The 13,407-nt window shown below is 61.7% G+C and carries 9 protein-coding genes and 4 pseudogenes; 2 read left to right on the plus strand and 11 right to left on the minus strand.

Annotated elements, in window-relative coordinates; genetic code table 11:
• Positions 1-326: 326 nt before the first annotated feature.
• From ACVWYI_RS09520 to ACVWYI_RS09550, 7 genes and pseudogenes are all read right to left on the minus strand, one after another.
• Positions 327-1,490 (minus strand): ERF family protein, encoded by a 1,164-nt coding sequence (locus ACVWYI_RS09520; RefSeq protein WP_456661804.1) that lies wholly within the window; start codon positions 1,488-1,490, stop codon positions 327-329.
• Positions 1,474-2,306 (minus strand): annotated as a pseudogene (locus ACVWYI_RS09525) (YqaJ viral recombinase family protein). Before ACVWYI_RS09525 ends, ACVWYI_RS09520 begins: the two are co-directional and overlap by 17 nt.
• A gap of 416 nt (positions 2,307-2,722) precedes the next feature.
• Positions 2,723-4,147, minus strand: coding sequence for a phage terminase large subunit (terL, locus tag ACVWYI_RS09530; protein ID WP_456661805.1), 1,425 nt, complete (start codon positions 4,145-4,147; stop codon positions 2,723-2,725).
• Complete coding sequence (locus ACVWYI_RS09535; RefSeq protein ID WP_456661806.1) at positions 4,144-4,698, minus strand: DUF5681 domain-containing protein; 555 nt, start codon at positions 4,696-4,698, stop codon at positions 4,144-4,146. The genes terL and ACVWYI_RS09535 overlap by 4 nt, the downstream gene beginning before the upstream one ends.
• A gap of 14 nt (positions 4,699-4,712) precedes the next feature.
• Positions 4,713-5,999: a site-specific DNA-methyltransferase gene (locus ACVWYI_RS09540; RefSeq protein ID WP_456661807.1), complete on the minus strand. Its 1,287-nt coding sequence runs from the start codon at positions 5,997-5,999 to the stop codon at positions 4,713-4,715.
• Positions 6,000-6,214: 215 nt separating this feature from the next.
• Positions 6,215-6,847: a hypothetical protein gene (locus ACVWYI_RS09545; RefSeq protein ID WP_456661808.1), complete on the minus strand. Its 633-nt coding sequence runs from the start codon at positions 6,845-6,847 to the stop codon at positions 6,215-6,217.
• A 299-nt stretch (positions 6,848-7,146) separates the two neighbouring features.
• A pseudogene (locus tag ACVWYI_RS09550) lies at positions 7,147-7,898 on the minus strand (IS5 family transposase).
• A 280-nt stretch (positions 7,899-8,178) separates the two neighbouring features.
• Here ACVWYI_RS09550 and ACVWYI_RS09555 point away from each other — a divergent pair.
• Complete coding sequence (locus tag ACVWYI_RS09555; protein ID WP_456661809.1) at positions 8,179-9,078, plus strand: aldose 1-epimerase family protein; 900 nt, start codon at positions 8,179-8,181, stop codon at positions 9,076-9,078.
• A gap of 45 nt (positions 9,079-9,123) precedes the next feature.
• Here the strand turns inward: ACVWYI_RS09555 and ACVWYI_RS09560 are convergent, their stop codons facing one another.
• Both ACVWYI_RS09560 and ACVWYI_RS09565 read right to left on the minus strand, forming a co-directional pair.
• Entirely contained in the window at positions 9,124-9,741 is a 618-nt protein-coding gene (locus ACVWYI_RS09560; protein ID WP_456664625.1) for an MBL fold metallo-hydrolase, read from the minus strand.
• Between the two features lie 70 nt (positions 9,742-9,811).
• Positions 9,812-9,973: pseudogene (locus tag ACVWYI_RS09565) on the minus strand (MBL fold metallo-hydrolase); the annotation flags it as partial.
• Between the two features lie 234 nt (positions 9,974-10,207).
• On the opposite strand from ACVWYI_RS09565, the gene ACVWYI_RS09570 reads away from it, so the two are divergent.
• Entirely contained in the window at positions 10,208-11,023 is an 816-nt protein-coding gene (locus ACVWYI_RS09570; RefSeq protein ID WP_247440652.1) for a response regulator, read from the plus strand.
• Positions 11,024-11,236: 213 nt separating this feature from the next.
• Here the strand turns inward: ACVWYI_RS09570 and ACVWYI_RS09575 are convergent, their stop codons facing one another.
• Positions 11,237-12,037, minus strand: a complete 801-nt coding sequence (locus ACVWYI_RS09575) for a transglycosylase SLT domain-containing protein (protein ID WP_456661810.1) — start codon at positions 12,035-12,037, stop codon at positions 11,237-11,239.
• 98 nt (positions 12,038-12,135) lie between these two features.
• Positions 12,136-13,279, minus strand: a pseudogene (locus tag ACVWYI_RS09580) (alpha/beta hydrolase family protein).
• Between the last annotated feature and the right edge of the window lie 128 nt (positions 13,280-13,407).

Raw genomic sequence — 13,407 nt, forward strand, 5'->3', positions numbered from 1 at the left:
ATCTTGGCGTGCAGTCACTCGGAGATGGGAAGGATCCTGCCAGGCATCCACACGAGTCCCAGAACAGCGAATCCGGCTTAACGAGGTGGTCCGCCGCCTTTCACTTACCGTGCGAGCCTCCAGCACTCTCGTGCAGATCGTGTCCCCGGCAGTTTGGTAACGTCGATCGCCGATAGCTCGTCGAGTCGCAGAGATCGGTGAAGATCGTAAGCTGCACGCGGGGCATAGTCTTAACATTTCTCGCCGGGCAGAAGCGGCGGGCGCACCTCAAAGCGTGTCGGCAATGCTGGTGGGTGAGCTGAGCTGAGGCGCCGCGGAAAGGTCGTTCATGTTGGCGAGCGCTCGGAAACTCCTTGTGCGGGAACGGCCCCACTCAGGACCGCGGCGGTGCGCGGGCCACGGACGGAGCCAGCTACCCACAAATCCAGCGCCACCTGCAACGGCGTGATCTGCAGGTTCGCCCACCAGGCTCGTTCATTGCCGTACCTATGCAGATCTTGGTGATGGGCGCGGCACAGCGGCACCGTGAACTCGTCGCTGACCTTGCGCCCAAGTGTGCTTGGCTGAGCGAATTTTAGATGGTGAGCGTCGCTCGGGGTTTGCTGGCAAACGAGGCAGGGCTGTTCTCGGACAAACAACAGGTGGGCCTTGCTGCGCTTGCGGGACGGCTCCTTGGGATGGGCCAGCCCAGCCTCGTGTAGCGATGCATGCAGCGCCGGCTCGGTCTCACCAACAGCACCCGAGAGAAGCTCCGATGAATTTTCGGGCGCTGGTTCGACATCGCTGTCCGAGGCACGGGTGACATCCTCAAGCTTCTTGTGATAGGCAACCTCGACCAGTCGGGCATCCGACTCGAGAAGAGTGTTCTTGAGCGGTAGGTTGGACTTGGCCCAGGCGAGGAGGGCCTCGTTAGCCTGGAGGGCCTCCAGTTGGCTCAACAGCCGCTCCCGGAGCTCGGCCGACCGCGCTGGCTCCAGAAGCGGCGCACGGGTGAGTACCGCCTTGGCCGCCTTGGCTGTAGGGCTGAGAGGTGCTTGCAGCTTCGCATTCAGCGGGCCGGCCAGCGCGTCGGGAGCATCCAGATCGTCCTCCCCGGCAATCCCGACCAAAGCGAACAGCGCATAGCGCCGTGCATAGGTGAGAGCGGCCCCCATCCGGTGCGGCGCCTCCACATCCTTGGCGGCGCAGACCGGCCACTCCGAGGCGATCCACTCGCCGGAGGAATGGGCAAGCAGGGTGGTGAGTTGGATCTGGGCCGTGGCCGCCTCAACCCGGGTGGTCTGGATGGTGGCAATCTCCTGCTGACTTAACGTCTTGCGAACGATCTCTAGCCCGGCGGCCAGCGAGGCGTAACGAAAGGTACGATCGTCCTCGCGCGGAAACGGCGAGCGGATCACCGCGGTCAGTGTCTTCTCTGGGTTTGTCAGTTCGGCTTGGGCTCGTGCGAGGGCTGCAGCGATGGCGCCGATCCGCTCACTGGCTTGGTGCATGGTCGCCCTCCGTAGGCTGCGCCTCGAAGCTGATCGCGCCCGACTTCGAGCGTTTGGCTTTGATGCCGTGGCCTGCGGCTTCCTTGGCGTCCTCCGGCATGAGCTTCTTCAGTTCGGACTTGGCGAGCTCATGCTGTCCGTGCGCCTCACGGGTTCGAAGATAGGTGGCGGCCAGCTCCGCCCAGTGGTTGGAGGAGGACATGTCTATGACCTTGACCGCCTCAAGCCGAGGTCGTGGCGTTTCGATGTTGAACAGTACAGGCGGCTCGCCGCTCTGAACGCAGCGCCAGAATTTCTTCTCGGCCGTGAGCAGCAGGTGCTGATAGAGCGGATCGGCTTGGACTTTGATCTCGACCCACTTGCCACCGCCGGTGATGATTGAGAGCACGGCCGAGCGGGAGGCAATCACCCACATGTTGTGCTGAAGCTGGGCCATGTGCTTGTCGGCGGCTGCTTCCTCGGAAAAATTCCAGGGCAGCATGAACTTGGCTTCGAACACGGCTCCAGTTTGCGCGACGCGGCCATCCAGTGTCGCGCCCATCCATCTGTGGATCGGGTGTCGGACCTTTCGCTGAACGTCTTCGACCGTATCGCCGCTAATGCGTCGAACCAGGCTCGGTTGAGGTCCTCGGTGATGCTGCCAAGTTGGACAACCAGTTCTTGGCTCAGGTCCTCGGTCTCGATCTCGCCCCGCTTCTCACGCCAAAGACGGACGAGCTTGTCTTCATCCTCTCCCATGATGATCCGGGCGTCGGACCCACCGACAAAGGCGCGGCGGTCCGATGAATCAGCTATTTGTTTGGTGCTAACAAACATGAAGAGCTCTCCTCATGAGTTGTATGAATTATACAATATCATATGAAATAGTCAAGAACAATCATGAAGCTCAGTAGCGCGCAGCTGCGGGCAGCCCGCGCCTTGCTAAGGTGGAGCGCACTAGATCTGGCCATGGCCTCTAAAGTGGGCGTCGCGACCGTCCGCAGGGTGGAAGTTATGGACGGAGAGATCCCGGTGACTGCCGCGAATAAGGAAGCTCTTCGGCGGGCACTTGAGGCGGGCGGCGTCGAATTCATCGATGAGAACGGCGGCGGTCCGGGTGTTCGTCTGAGGAGTTCGGGGAAGTAAAAAAGCAGAAGGTCTGACCACCCCCGGCAGCACCGCCGCCGCCGCCGAGCAGTTCTCACGAAGGCGGAGCCGTGCCGCCCACGAAGGCGCTCCATCGCGCGCTCAACCTAACAGGCTCCCCGGTAAGTGCCGATGAAGGTTCGGCTGCTCCAGTGCTCACGGCCCCACGCGAGGCCTTGGGTGAGCGCGTCAACCTGGTCATCGTGGCGACCTGGGAATGCGAGCAGCTCGGCCACAAATTCCTCCAGCCATCCGGCGCGTCGGGGAAGCCGGACTGATCCGCCGGCGAACAGATCGGTCTGCGCAATCAATCGCGCACGCTTGTCAGTGCCCGGCTTGTAGGGCGTCACATTGATGGATTGCTCGCGCAAACTCTGAATGAGGCCCAGACTGATCGGAGAGTTCTCGATCAAAAGCGTTGAACGACTATATCTCCGTTTGATCTCCATGATCTTTCGCTTCAAGGTTTCGAACGGAAACCGGCCACGCACCACCTCGAGAACAAATACGATCTCCTTTCGAACCAGCAGAACGACGCAGGCGGAATAATCGCCGGATTCGGTTTCACTGAGAGCGATATCCCAGCTCATCACGATGCGATCGCCAGGCTGCGACGAGATCTGATCGTAGGTCACGAGCCATCGTCTCTTGATGATCGTGCCACCAGGCGGGGTTGGACTCTGCTGGTATTGGGCTGAAAAAGCGATCGGTCCCATCTCGCGCTTCAGTTCGCGCAGCACCTCGACCGGCTCATGCGCAGGGTGAAGCAGTTCGCCCCGCTGCCGCATATAGGTGCGGCCACGACCGAGGTCAAAGCTTTGCGAGCGTTGCGCGATCGCTGGAAGATTTAGGACGTCGAAGCCGCCTTGCTCCTGCAGGTAGCCGACAAGGTCGTCTTGATGGACCCGTTGCATGACCACAACGATACGCGTGTTGGTCTTGTCGTCGCCGCGCGAAAGCAGGGTGGAGCGGTACCACTCGATGACGCGTGCCCGCACCGTGTCCGACATGGCGTCGCCAAGTTTAAGGGGATCATCGATGACGATGAGGTTTCCCCCGAGCCCTGTGAGGGTTCCCTCGATCGAGGTCGCGATGCGTTTGCCACGCTTCGTGGTTACGATCTCGCGGTCGGTCTCACGATCAATGCGCATTTTGGCAAAGCTAGCGAGATAGAGCGGATCATTGACCAGGCGGCGGAAGTCGCTCGCGTGGGTGCGCGCAAGAAGATCGGAGTAGCAGATCACGACCACGCGTTCCCAGGGGGAATGTCCGAGAAACCATGCCGGCAATGCCACCGAGGCACACAGCGATTTCAGCGAGCGCGGGGGCAAAGTGATGATGAGACGTCGGATGCGACCTGCAGCGACTTGGGACAGTTTGTAGGTGACGGCCTCGAGATGCCAGTTCGGTCTGAACAGGATTCCCGGCCGCACCACGCCAAAAGCGAATTGCGTAAACGCCGTTAGATCATGGGCAAGTAGTGCTTGCAGGACGAGGTCTGGAGCTGGCTCAATACGTGTCGGCGCGGTCATGTGCGTGACTGTTTGTCGGTTTCGTCTGGTGGCTCGTCATCCAACAACTCAGGTGATGCGAGCACCGGCGACGGTGTTGAGGAGACCGAAGGCTGCGTTTGCCGTGCGACATAAGCGTCTAGGATGGCCTGACGATCTCCGGTGAGAACATCCCCGAGGATTTTTTTTGGTTCCAAAAACTCAGAGCCCAAGCGTTCGGCGATCCAGAAGGCATCGTGACGCGCATGCCGGTCGCCCTTCGCAAACTGAACCGCTAGTTGCTGCATGCCGGCGCCCCACATCGTGATGACGCGCTCCCGCTCGCCCTGCGCCAGCTTCACTTTCTGGTTGAATGCGCGCTCGAATAGCTCCTTGAGATCGGGGATGAGCGATGGCGCCTTCCGCTTGGCGCCCTTGGGGTTGCCGCTCTGCCCGGGTTTGAACTGATGCTGTTTTGGCGGACGGCCTGGCCCAACCTTGTACGGCTCGTCCGCAGGAGGCAAGGAGGGGGAGACACGATTGAAGGCCGGTTTGCCGGGCCGAGAACCTTGCGTGCTTGACTTGCGTGCCATGCAACCTGTTTGGGTTATCGTTGATTTAGGGACTCAAGCCTTCTGCGGTCGGCAAGCCGGTTTTTTTCGACGTCACCGAAAGTCAGACCTTCGCCATCCAGTTCTGCGGCTTGGCCGGTGCAGCGGTGAAAGCGACGGATGATGAGGTCGCAGCAGGCGGGCTCGACCTCAAGCAGATTGGCGCGTCGCCCGGTCTTCTCGGCGGCAATCAGCGTGCTGCCGCTACCCGCGAACGTATCAAGGACAATGGCGCCCTGGCCGCTCACGTCCCGGATGGCGTCGGCGAGAAGCGCAACGGGCCGACAGGTGAGGTGCATCGACGACGTTCCGTCGTGGCCCGCTAAGGAGGCGCCCTCGGCATACTTCCAGAGATTGCTGCGATGACGACCGTGCTGGGCTACCGAGGAGGAGCTGAGATCGGCAGCGCCGCCATTCTTGAGAACGGCGATCAGCTCATGCTGCGATCGATAGAGACCACCCACTCCAGCATCGCGCTTCGCCCAAACCACTACGGTTTCGAGCGGCAGCTGTTCGGCTCTTGCCGCAGTGAACAGCTCGTAATTCAGCCCTCTCAAAAACACGAATATGATCGTCCCCGGCTTGGAGGCCCCTTTTGCAAGCCGCAGGGAGGACGAGAGGACCTCAGTGACCTCCATTTCCGACCTCGCGCTGGCCACAAGATTCCGGCGCGGATCAAGAAAAACCACATCAGCCTGTTGGCCGCCCATGAGACGTCGCACATCGGCGGCGCTGGTGGGATCGCCGCACAGGAGGTAATGACGACCCAGCTTCCAGAGGTCACCCCGGTGCGACACCACACACTTTCCCGGTGTGGGCAGTTCGTCGTCGGGACCGACGGGGTGGCCGTTCTCCTCCACGGGTTGGTCGAGACGGATGTCGATGTCTCCTAGTGAGAATCCCGTCACTTCAATTTGATCGAAGCCGAGATGCTGCAACTGCTCGAGCTGGATCGCGAGTTGCTTACGGTCGTACCGGCCAAACTCCGCCAGCCGGTTGTCCGCGAGAGTGTAGGCCAGTCGTTCCGCGGCAGTGAGACCGGACAGGCGTACGGCAGGAATCAGCTTCAGACCGAGATGCTTTGCGGCCTCGACACGGCCGTGACCCGCGATGATTTCCATTTCATTGGAGATTAGAACGGGGGCGGCGAATCCGAACCGCTGGATTGATTTTGCTATCTTTTCAATCTGCCGCTTAGGATGACCTTTCGCGTTGGTGACGTTCGGCCGCAGGTCCTGAGGGGACAAGTACTCGACCTTTAGCCGGTCCGATTCGGTTTTCATGGGGCACTCCCGTGATTGCGAAGTGCAAAATGCCCGTGGTGGACCGCAAGTGAAGGACGAAACTCGAGACGATTTGCGGCGAGTTTTGTCCCGTCGGCAGCCCTGGCCTCTATCGACGGTCGCCCCAGTGCTGAGTAGGTGCAATCTTCGGCTCGAAGCGCGCGGCGGGACACACCGTCGGTTGCACAGAATGCGAACCAACTAGAAATTGAAGCTCAAGCTTCTTTCGACGGCTTTTCGTGCAGCAATGTCGCGCGCTGCCCTTCAATCGGCAGCCGTCGCAACGCCACTTTGATTTGCCTCTCAATGCCGTGTCCCTTGCCCTCGATCGACAATCCTGTCGCCCGCTCGTAGAACACGCTGGCAAAGTCCACGAACTGGTTTTTCGCGTCGCTGCTCGGTCGCTCGGGCGAGAACCTTGCCCAAAATGCGAGCGCCAGGTCCACAACGTGCTGTTTGCGGTAATCCCGGGGGCGACCCGTTTGGGTCATGCGCGCCCTGCACGCCGCGCGGCGCATGTTTTTCACGGTGGCCATCACGACGGGCGCCTCGAAGTTGGCGTCGCGAACGGGCCCGAGCGTTGCAGATCTCCAGAAATCTCCATGGGCCTGTGGGTGGTGACGCCTCAATGCGATGAGGGCGGTGATTAACCGGTCAGCGGCCCGCTCAATCGCATTAAGCGGAGCATTGCGTTGGGCGGGGGACGGTCGCGGTTCTTGGGCGGCAAGAGCGCGAGAAGCTGCTAACGCACTTTCGATCCAAGCACGGGCCTTGGGATCACCGGTCGAAACACCAGCCAACTTCAGCAGTTCGTTGATCGTCTCATCATCCGATCGCCTGGCCGGCATTTGTATCACCTATTGCTCGAGGCGCGTTCTCTGGCAGGTTAAAGCGCATCCGCCGGCTGCCAGAGGGATTGCCCGATGTTTCTGTTCGGGTTTACGCACCGTCCCTGCTGCCGGTCACGAAGCCTCCCTGCTGTCCCAATTAGGGAGAATGTCACGTAACCAGTTCAGGTATATGCTTGTTTCGGCAGAACAAGATCGCGGTGTCCCTGCATTCTGGCGAAAATCGCGCTGCATATTCAAGAATTGCAGGGATGGGGATGGGAGGGTTCCAAAACACAGCGCCTAGGGTCTGTTGGGATTCATCTGGAGTTTATCGCGGCCGCGGCCAGATAGATCATTGAAGTGAAGCTCTGGTCGGTCTTGTCGGCGCGCATTGCGATGCGCTTGAATTCCTTGAGCTTGCCGAAGAAGTTCTCGATGAGATGCCGCCATTTGTACATCTCCTTGTCGATGGCGAGAGGCTGTGCACGGCGCGGATGCTGGGAGATGACGACTTTGGCGCCACGCGCTTCGAGTTCGGCGATGATGGCGTTGCTATCGAAGGCCTTATCAGCGATCAGCGCGTTGAAGGCCAATCCCTCGATGAGCGGCGGCACGCCCACCGTATCGAAACGCTGTCCCGGCAGGAGCACGAAGCGCACGAGATTGCCGAGCGCATCGGTGAGCGCCAGAATTTTGGTGGTCATGCCGCCTTTCGAGCGGCCGATCGCCTGGCTTTGCGTCCCCCTTTTGCGCCCTGACCGTGGCGGTGGACCTTGACGATGGTGGCGTCGACCATGGCGTATTCCATGTCGGGATCGTCGGAGATGGCCTCGAACAGCCGCTTCCAGACATCCGCCTTCACCCAGTCGCGAAAGCGCGTGAATGTGCTATTCCAGTGGCCGAACATCACCGGCAGATCCCGCCAGGGACTGCCGGTTCGGGCGATCCACAGAACGGCCTCGACAAACAGTCGGTTGTCCTTGCCGCTGCGGCCCGGATCTCCCGGCTTGCCAAGACAATGCGGCTCCATCTTCGCCCATTGGGCGTCAGTCAAAACGAATCGGTCCATCCCAAGCTTGAATCACAACCAAGCCCCGATGAGAATCCTGAATCCCAACAGACCCTAGCTGGTGAATTAAAAATCTGGATCGCCTCCGGTTGCTGAACAGGTACGGCGCCTCCTTCAAGATTCCGGCCCTTCCCATTCCGGCTTTTTTGGCCCACGCTGATCCAAGTGAACTTCCACAACTGGAGCAGGGCGGTCTTCATCTCAGTTGTGACCAGCCGGCGAAAGCCGCCGCGCAGATCTAAATTGTTGACTGTGGATAATTGATCGGACTCTGTTTGATATGTCGCAAGCGAGCGAAAACACCCACGTGATCCGCAGCGGCGGGCTCACCGCGACCATCAAGGCGCAAGGCGCCGAGATGTGTTCGCTGACGAGCGATGCTGGCGTCGAATTCGTCTGGCAGGCGGCGCCGGCCTGGCCGCGCCATGCGCCGCTGCTGTTTCCGATCGTCGGGCGTCTCGCCAATGACGAATTGCGGCATCGGGGCAGGACGTACCGGATGACCCAGCACGGCTTCGCCCGCGACAGCCGCTTTGCGTGGGTGGAACGTGGTGAAAGTCGCTGTGTCCTGGTGCTCGAAGACAGCGAGACGACGCGCGCGCTTTATCCCTTCGCGTTCCGCCTGACGGCAACCTATACGCTCGATGAATCCGGTCTCGATCTTTCACTCGCGATCGCCAACACCGGCAAGGAGACATTGCCCGCCTCGCTCGGCGGCCATCCCGCGTTCAACTGGCCGCTTCAGCCGGGAGTGGCGAAGGAGAGCTACGCGCTGACCTTCGCGAACGCAGAGCCATCTCCCGTCCGACGTCTCGACGGCGGCTTGCTGCGCCCGGCGACGGAGCCAAGTCCCGTCAACGGCACCGTGTTGCCCTTGTCCGAATCCCTGTTCATCGACGATGCAATCATCTTCGACCGGATCGCGAGCAATTCGGTCGGCTATGCCGCGGGGCAGGGCGGGTCGAGCGGGCCTTGGCTGAACATGTCGTGGCGCGGCTTTCGCGAGCTTGGCGTCTGGTCGAAGCCGTCGGGCGCGCCGTTCCTCTGCGTCGAGCCCTGGCGCGGCTATGCCACTCCCGCCGGCTTCGATGGCGAATTCACTGACAAGCCGGGCCTGATGCACATCGCAGCCGGCGCAGAAGAGCAATTGTCATTCCGGATCGACGTCGGATCGTCCTGAAGTCGGGTGGCCTCCGCGCGTATCCCGCTGCGGGTTGACGACAGCCTAGATCTCGATCCGCGTGAGGTCCTCGCCGAGCACGATGGGACCTGCGTAGTCCCGCCTTACGTCCGCGAGCAGTGCGTTCAACATGGAATCGTCGGTGCGCGGCCGGTGATGGGTCAGCGCGAGCTTCTTGACGCCGGCCTTGGCCGCGACCTTGCCGACCGTATCCCCGCAGGCGATGGTGAATTTCGCAAGCCGGCGCAAGTGCTCGTTGTTGATCTCCGGCGTTGCGAGAAAGCAGCACTGGACCAGCAGGTCGGCTCCCTCTGCCAACCGCTCGAGACCGGGGCAAGGCACCGTGTCGCCGGAAATCGCAATGATCTTCCCCTCGGCCTCGAAGCGGTAGCCGAGACACATCCAGCGTGCGAGGAAGGCGGGCGGCATGTCGAGACCGTCGCCATGCGAAACGAGCTCGGCGCTGATCTTCCAGCGACCGGTATCGAGAACGGGGCCCGGTATAATGTCCCTCGCGACGACCGGTTTCCAGCCGCCGAAGCTCGGCTCGCCCTGATCCCTCCAGGTGATGTCCTTGTCGTAGACCTGCGTGACCAGCGTATCGACGAGCCGTTCGGTATCCGGCGGCCCATAGATGCGCAAATCGTCCTTGCGCCCATGCATCCAATGAATTGAGCATCACATCGTAGAGGTCGCCGATGTGGTCGAAATGGTGATGGGTGAGGAAGACCGTGTTGATGGAGCCAAGCGGCACACCGGACTTGCTGAGCTGCACCATGACGCCGCGGCCTGCATCGATCAGGATGTTTTCCTCACCGAGCCTGATCAGCGTGGTCGTCGCCATGCGGCGCGGGTCGGGACGCGGGCCGCCGGTGCCGAGCAGGATGACTTCCATGGCATCTACTCCAGGTGCAGACTTTCGGAGCGTACAGTAGATTTGAAGCTGTTGGCGGGGCAAGCTGCAGCCGGCCGCCGGGGAGAGAGACGCTCAGCGCCAAGGTCCGCACATGATGCGCGGGATGGGAATTGTGGGCCAATTCATACTTAATGCGTCAAGATCGTGACCAATATTGTTTGGGCGTCACAACACGCCTAGTATTCCGGCAGGCAATGGGGGCTCGAACAACTCGTGAATGTACGTTCACAGGACGGCGCATCGCCCGGCGACCTGAATTTCCAGGTCGATTCGCAAGCACACAGGACATCCAAGATCGTGGCTGATTCCGCACTTCGGGAATTGCGTCCCGCTGGCCGCGAGCGGCTGATCGTCGTCGAAGACGATCCGGTGACGCGGACGATGCTGGTCGGCTATTTCAGCGAGAACAATTTTGACGTCGTCGGCGCCGGCTCCTGCGCGGAGTGCCGCCAGGCGCTGCGGGCGCGGACCGATCTTGTCTTCCTCGACGTGCAGTTGCCTGATGGCGACGGCTTCGATCTCGCCAAGGAGATCCAGGCGACCAGCAACGCGGGCATCATCTTCGTGACGCGCCGCGACACCGACGTCGATCGTATCCTCGGCCTCGAGATCGCGGGCGACCATTACGTCACCAAGCCGATCAATTTGCGAGACCTGCTCGCGCGCGCACGCAGTGTGCTGCGGCGGCGCTCGATCGACCGTAAGGCGGCGCGTAACCACAATTCGATCGCCTTCGGCGACTGGATCATCGACCTGACACGGCGCGAGCTGCTCGGCAGCGACGGCAAGCCGGTGGCGCTGACGCGCGCCGAATTCGACTTGCTCGCGGCGCTCGTCGGTGCCGACGGCAGGCCGCTCAGCCGCGACTATCTGATCGAGGTCGTCAGCAACCGCCAGGCCGAGGTCGACATCCGCACCGTCGATGCCCTGGTGGCGAGGCTGCGCCGCAAGCTCGTCGGCAGCGGCACGCCTGTCATCACCACCGTCACCGGCATCGGTTACAAGCTTGCTCTCAGCGAGCGGCTCTAGACGCAAGCGCAGCACAAAATGGTGCCGGCTGCGCCATTGGGTTCAGCCACTGAAACCGACGAGGAACCGAATGGCAAGAAACGCCGACAGCGCCACGGCGCCGGTAGCGACGATTGCAAACAGAACTCTCAAACTATTGTGCATGATCTCTATTCAAGTTCAGTTTCAAAAATGTTGTTCGTCCAACCGCTGCTCGTCTCAAGACAGGCAATTCTATTGACGTGACGCGACCCGTTTCCACTTGGCCTCGACGCGGGCCTTGATGAGGCGGACCCGGGCTTCCTGTGCTGCCCAATATGCTCTGCTCGCTACGGCCGTGCCTTGACGGTAACGCGCGTAAACGTCCTTCGGCTGTGCCGGTCCCTTTTGATTGTGCGCTGACTTCGAGACGGTGCGCGCCGTATTTGGCGCCGGTGCTACATCTGGGACGGTCGCAGCTTGGTGTCCCACCGTCGTCGAGTTCATGGAGACAAGACGATTGCGGGCACGATTACAATAGACCTGCGAGCGCGGAGTCATGGACTCCTCGTCATGACCTGCTCGATATTTCATCAGGGCACGGCAAAGGTCCCCGCCTGCCAGGCGCCATGCGCGGTTCAGATAGAGAACGCCGTAGTGGATGTTGATGTCGGGCTCTGCGAGCTCTGCGTTATTTCCCCGGAATCCGAGCATTGCTGCCGTTTCGGGCCGAATCTGCATGAGGCCGATCTCGCCGACTGTGCCGATGGTGCCCGGATTGTATCCGCTTTCAACGAACACGACGGCTTCCGCTATGTCGGCGGGCAGATTGGTCCTGGCCGTTTCCCTTTCGATAATTTTTCGGATCGCCGCCCGCGACTTCGGCGTCTCTCCAGCGCCGAGATCTGCATTGTGACCGCCAGTCGCCAACGTCGGTTCCACGTCGTTCAGAGCGCTGTCCTGAGCGTGCACGGAGGTGGATGCCAACCAAAGCGCAGCGATCGCAACGTGTTTCCACGTCGCGCGGGCATTGATGCGTGTTCGATCCCGCGGCATGGAGCACGTACTATATCCTTCGAGTTAACAACCGATTTTCTGGCGGCCCGGGGTGCGGCTCGGCTCGGAAGGCGCGAGCGGCCAACGGTGTAATGAGGCTATCGCGACCGCGAGCTCTGGTCGGTTGATGTGCTTTGAGCACCGCCGGCCAATTTGTCGTCGATCGCATAGAGCGCGCAGATGGGCGACCATTTCATGCAGGCGCCAAGCGAATCGCGCTGGGCGTTATCGGTCGTGTCACGCCCCGAACGCCAGCCGTAACCGCCGTTCGGCGACACCGCAAAAGCCTTGTGCGGCATGGTGCTGGCGAGATAGCGCGAGAATTCGGCGCGCGCGGCCTCATTGAGCTGGCCGGGCGGCGGCAGTGGATCGGGCGGGCTCAGGATATCATGGCCGAGGGAGCGCTCGCGCAGGAAGGCGTCGAGATACGGCGTCCACCGCGGGCGGCCCACCACCGAATAGAGATAATGGCCATCGTCGCCGTAAGGCGGCGCCGCACTGAATTTCGCGTTGCCGCCGGCGGCGCGAAATCCGTCATGGAGACGGTGCGCGAGATCGGGACCGAAGAAGGAATCATTGGTGGCATAGACCCACAGCATCGGCACGCGTGAGGTCTTGCCGAAGGTGGCGAAGGCCTGCACCAGCCCATCGGGATTGCAGACGTCGTCGTCATCGCGCGAGCCGCGGCCGCCGGCAAAGCTGATCGCGGCGACGAGGCCGGCCGGCGCCTGCGCGGTCAGCGCGACGGTGGCGAGCCCGCCGGCGGAATGGCCGACCGCGATCATGCCCGACGTCGTCACGTCGGCCCTGCGCGCCATCGCATCGATCGCCGCCCGCAAATCCGCCACCGCGACCGCTGCCGCCGGCAGGTAAGCGGCATTCGCGCAACCGCCGACGATGTCGACGCGGCCGCCCGGCGAGGTGCCGTAGCCGCGCCGCATCACGATCAGCGCGGCAAAGCCGCGCCGGGCATATTCAAGAGCGATGCCGTAATATTTGTGCGCGGACATCGTCGCGCGATCGTCAAAACTGCGCGGCGAGCCGTGGCTGAGCAGCGCAAGCGGATAGCGCTTCGTGCCGGCCGGCCGGACCAGGAACGCCTCCAGCCCCTGCGACCCGGCCTCCGCCATGGGGATGCGCAAATCCTCGGTGTAGAACTCCGCGGCCATCGCATCGGCCACGATGCCGGCCGTCGCAAGCCAGGCAATTCAGAACAACCAAGAGCCTCTGAAACAGCGTCATGCCCCGACTCGAAAAGCCCCGATCGAAAGACCATAGCATGATCTCAGGAACGGCCGCCCCGCCGCGCGTGTTGTGCCCTTGGCGGGCGCCCGGCCGATGCTATGGTATTCCGCAATTTCTACGACAGG

The organism is Bradyrhizobium sp. LB13.1 (assembly GCF_054056815.1).

Coding starts and splice junctions, on each gene's coding strand:
- terL (WP_456661805.1), bottom strand. CDS start 4,147: ATGACCGCGCCGACACGTATTGAGCCAGCTCCAGACCTCGTCCTGCAA.
- ACVWYI_RS09545 (WP_456661808.1), bottom strand. CDS start 6,847: ATGCCGGCCAGGCGATCGGATGATGAGACGATCAACGAACTGCTGAAG.
- ACVWYI_RS09535 (WP_456661806.1), bottom strand. CDS start 4,698: ATGGCACGCAAGTCAAGCACGCAAGGTTCTCGGCCCGGCAAACCGGCC.
- ACVWYI_RS09520 (WP_456661804.1), bottom strand. CDS start 1,490: ATGCACCAAGCCAGTGAGCGGATCGGCGCCATCGCTGCAGCCCTCGCA.
- ACVWYI_RS09575 (WP_456661810.1), bottom strand. CDS start 12,037: ATGCCGCGGGATCGAACACGCATCAATGCCCGCGCGACGTGGAAACAC.
- ACVWYI_RS09560 (WP_456664625.1), bottom strand. CDS start 9,741: ATGCATGGGCGCAAGGACGATTTGCGCATCTATGGGCCGCCGGATACC.
- ACVWYI_RS09555 (WP_456661809.1), top strand. CDS start 8,179: ATGTCGCAAGCGAGCGAAAACACCCACGTGATCCGCAGCGGCGGGCTC.
- ACVWYI_RS09540 (WP_456661807.1), bottom strand. CDS start 5,999: ATGAAAACCGAATCGGACCGGCTAAAGGTCGAGTACTTGTCCCCTCAG.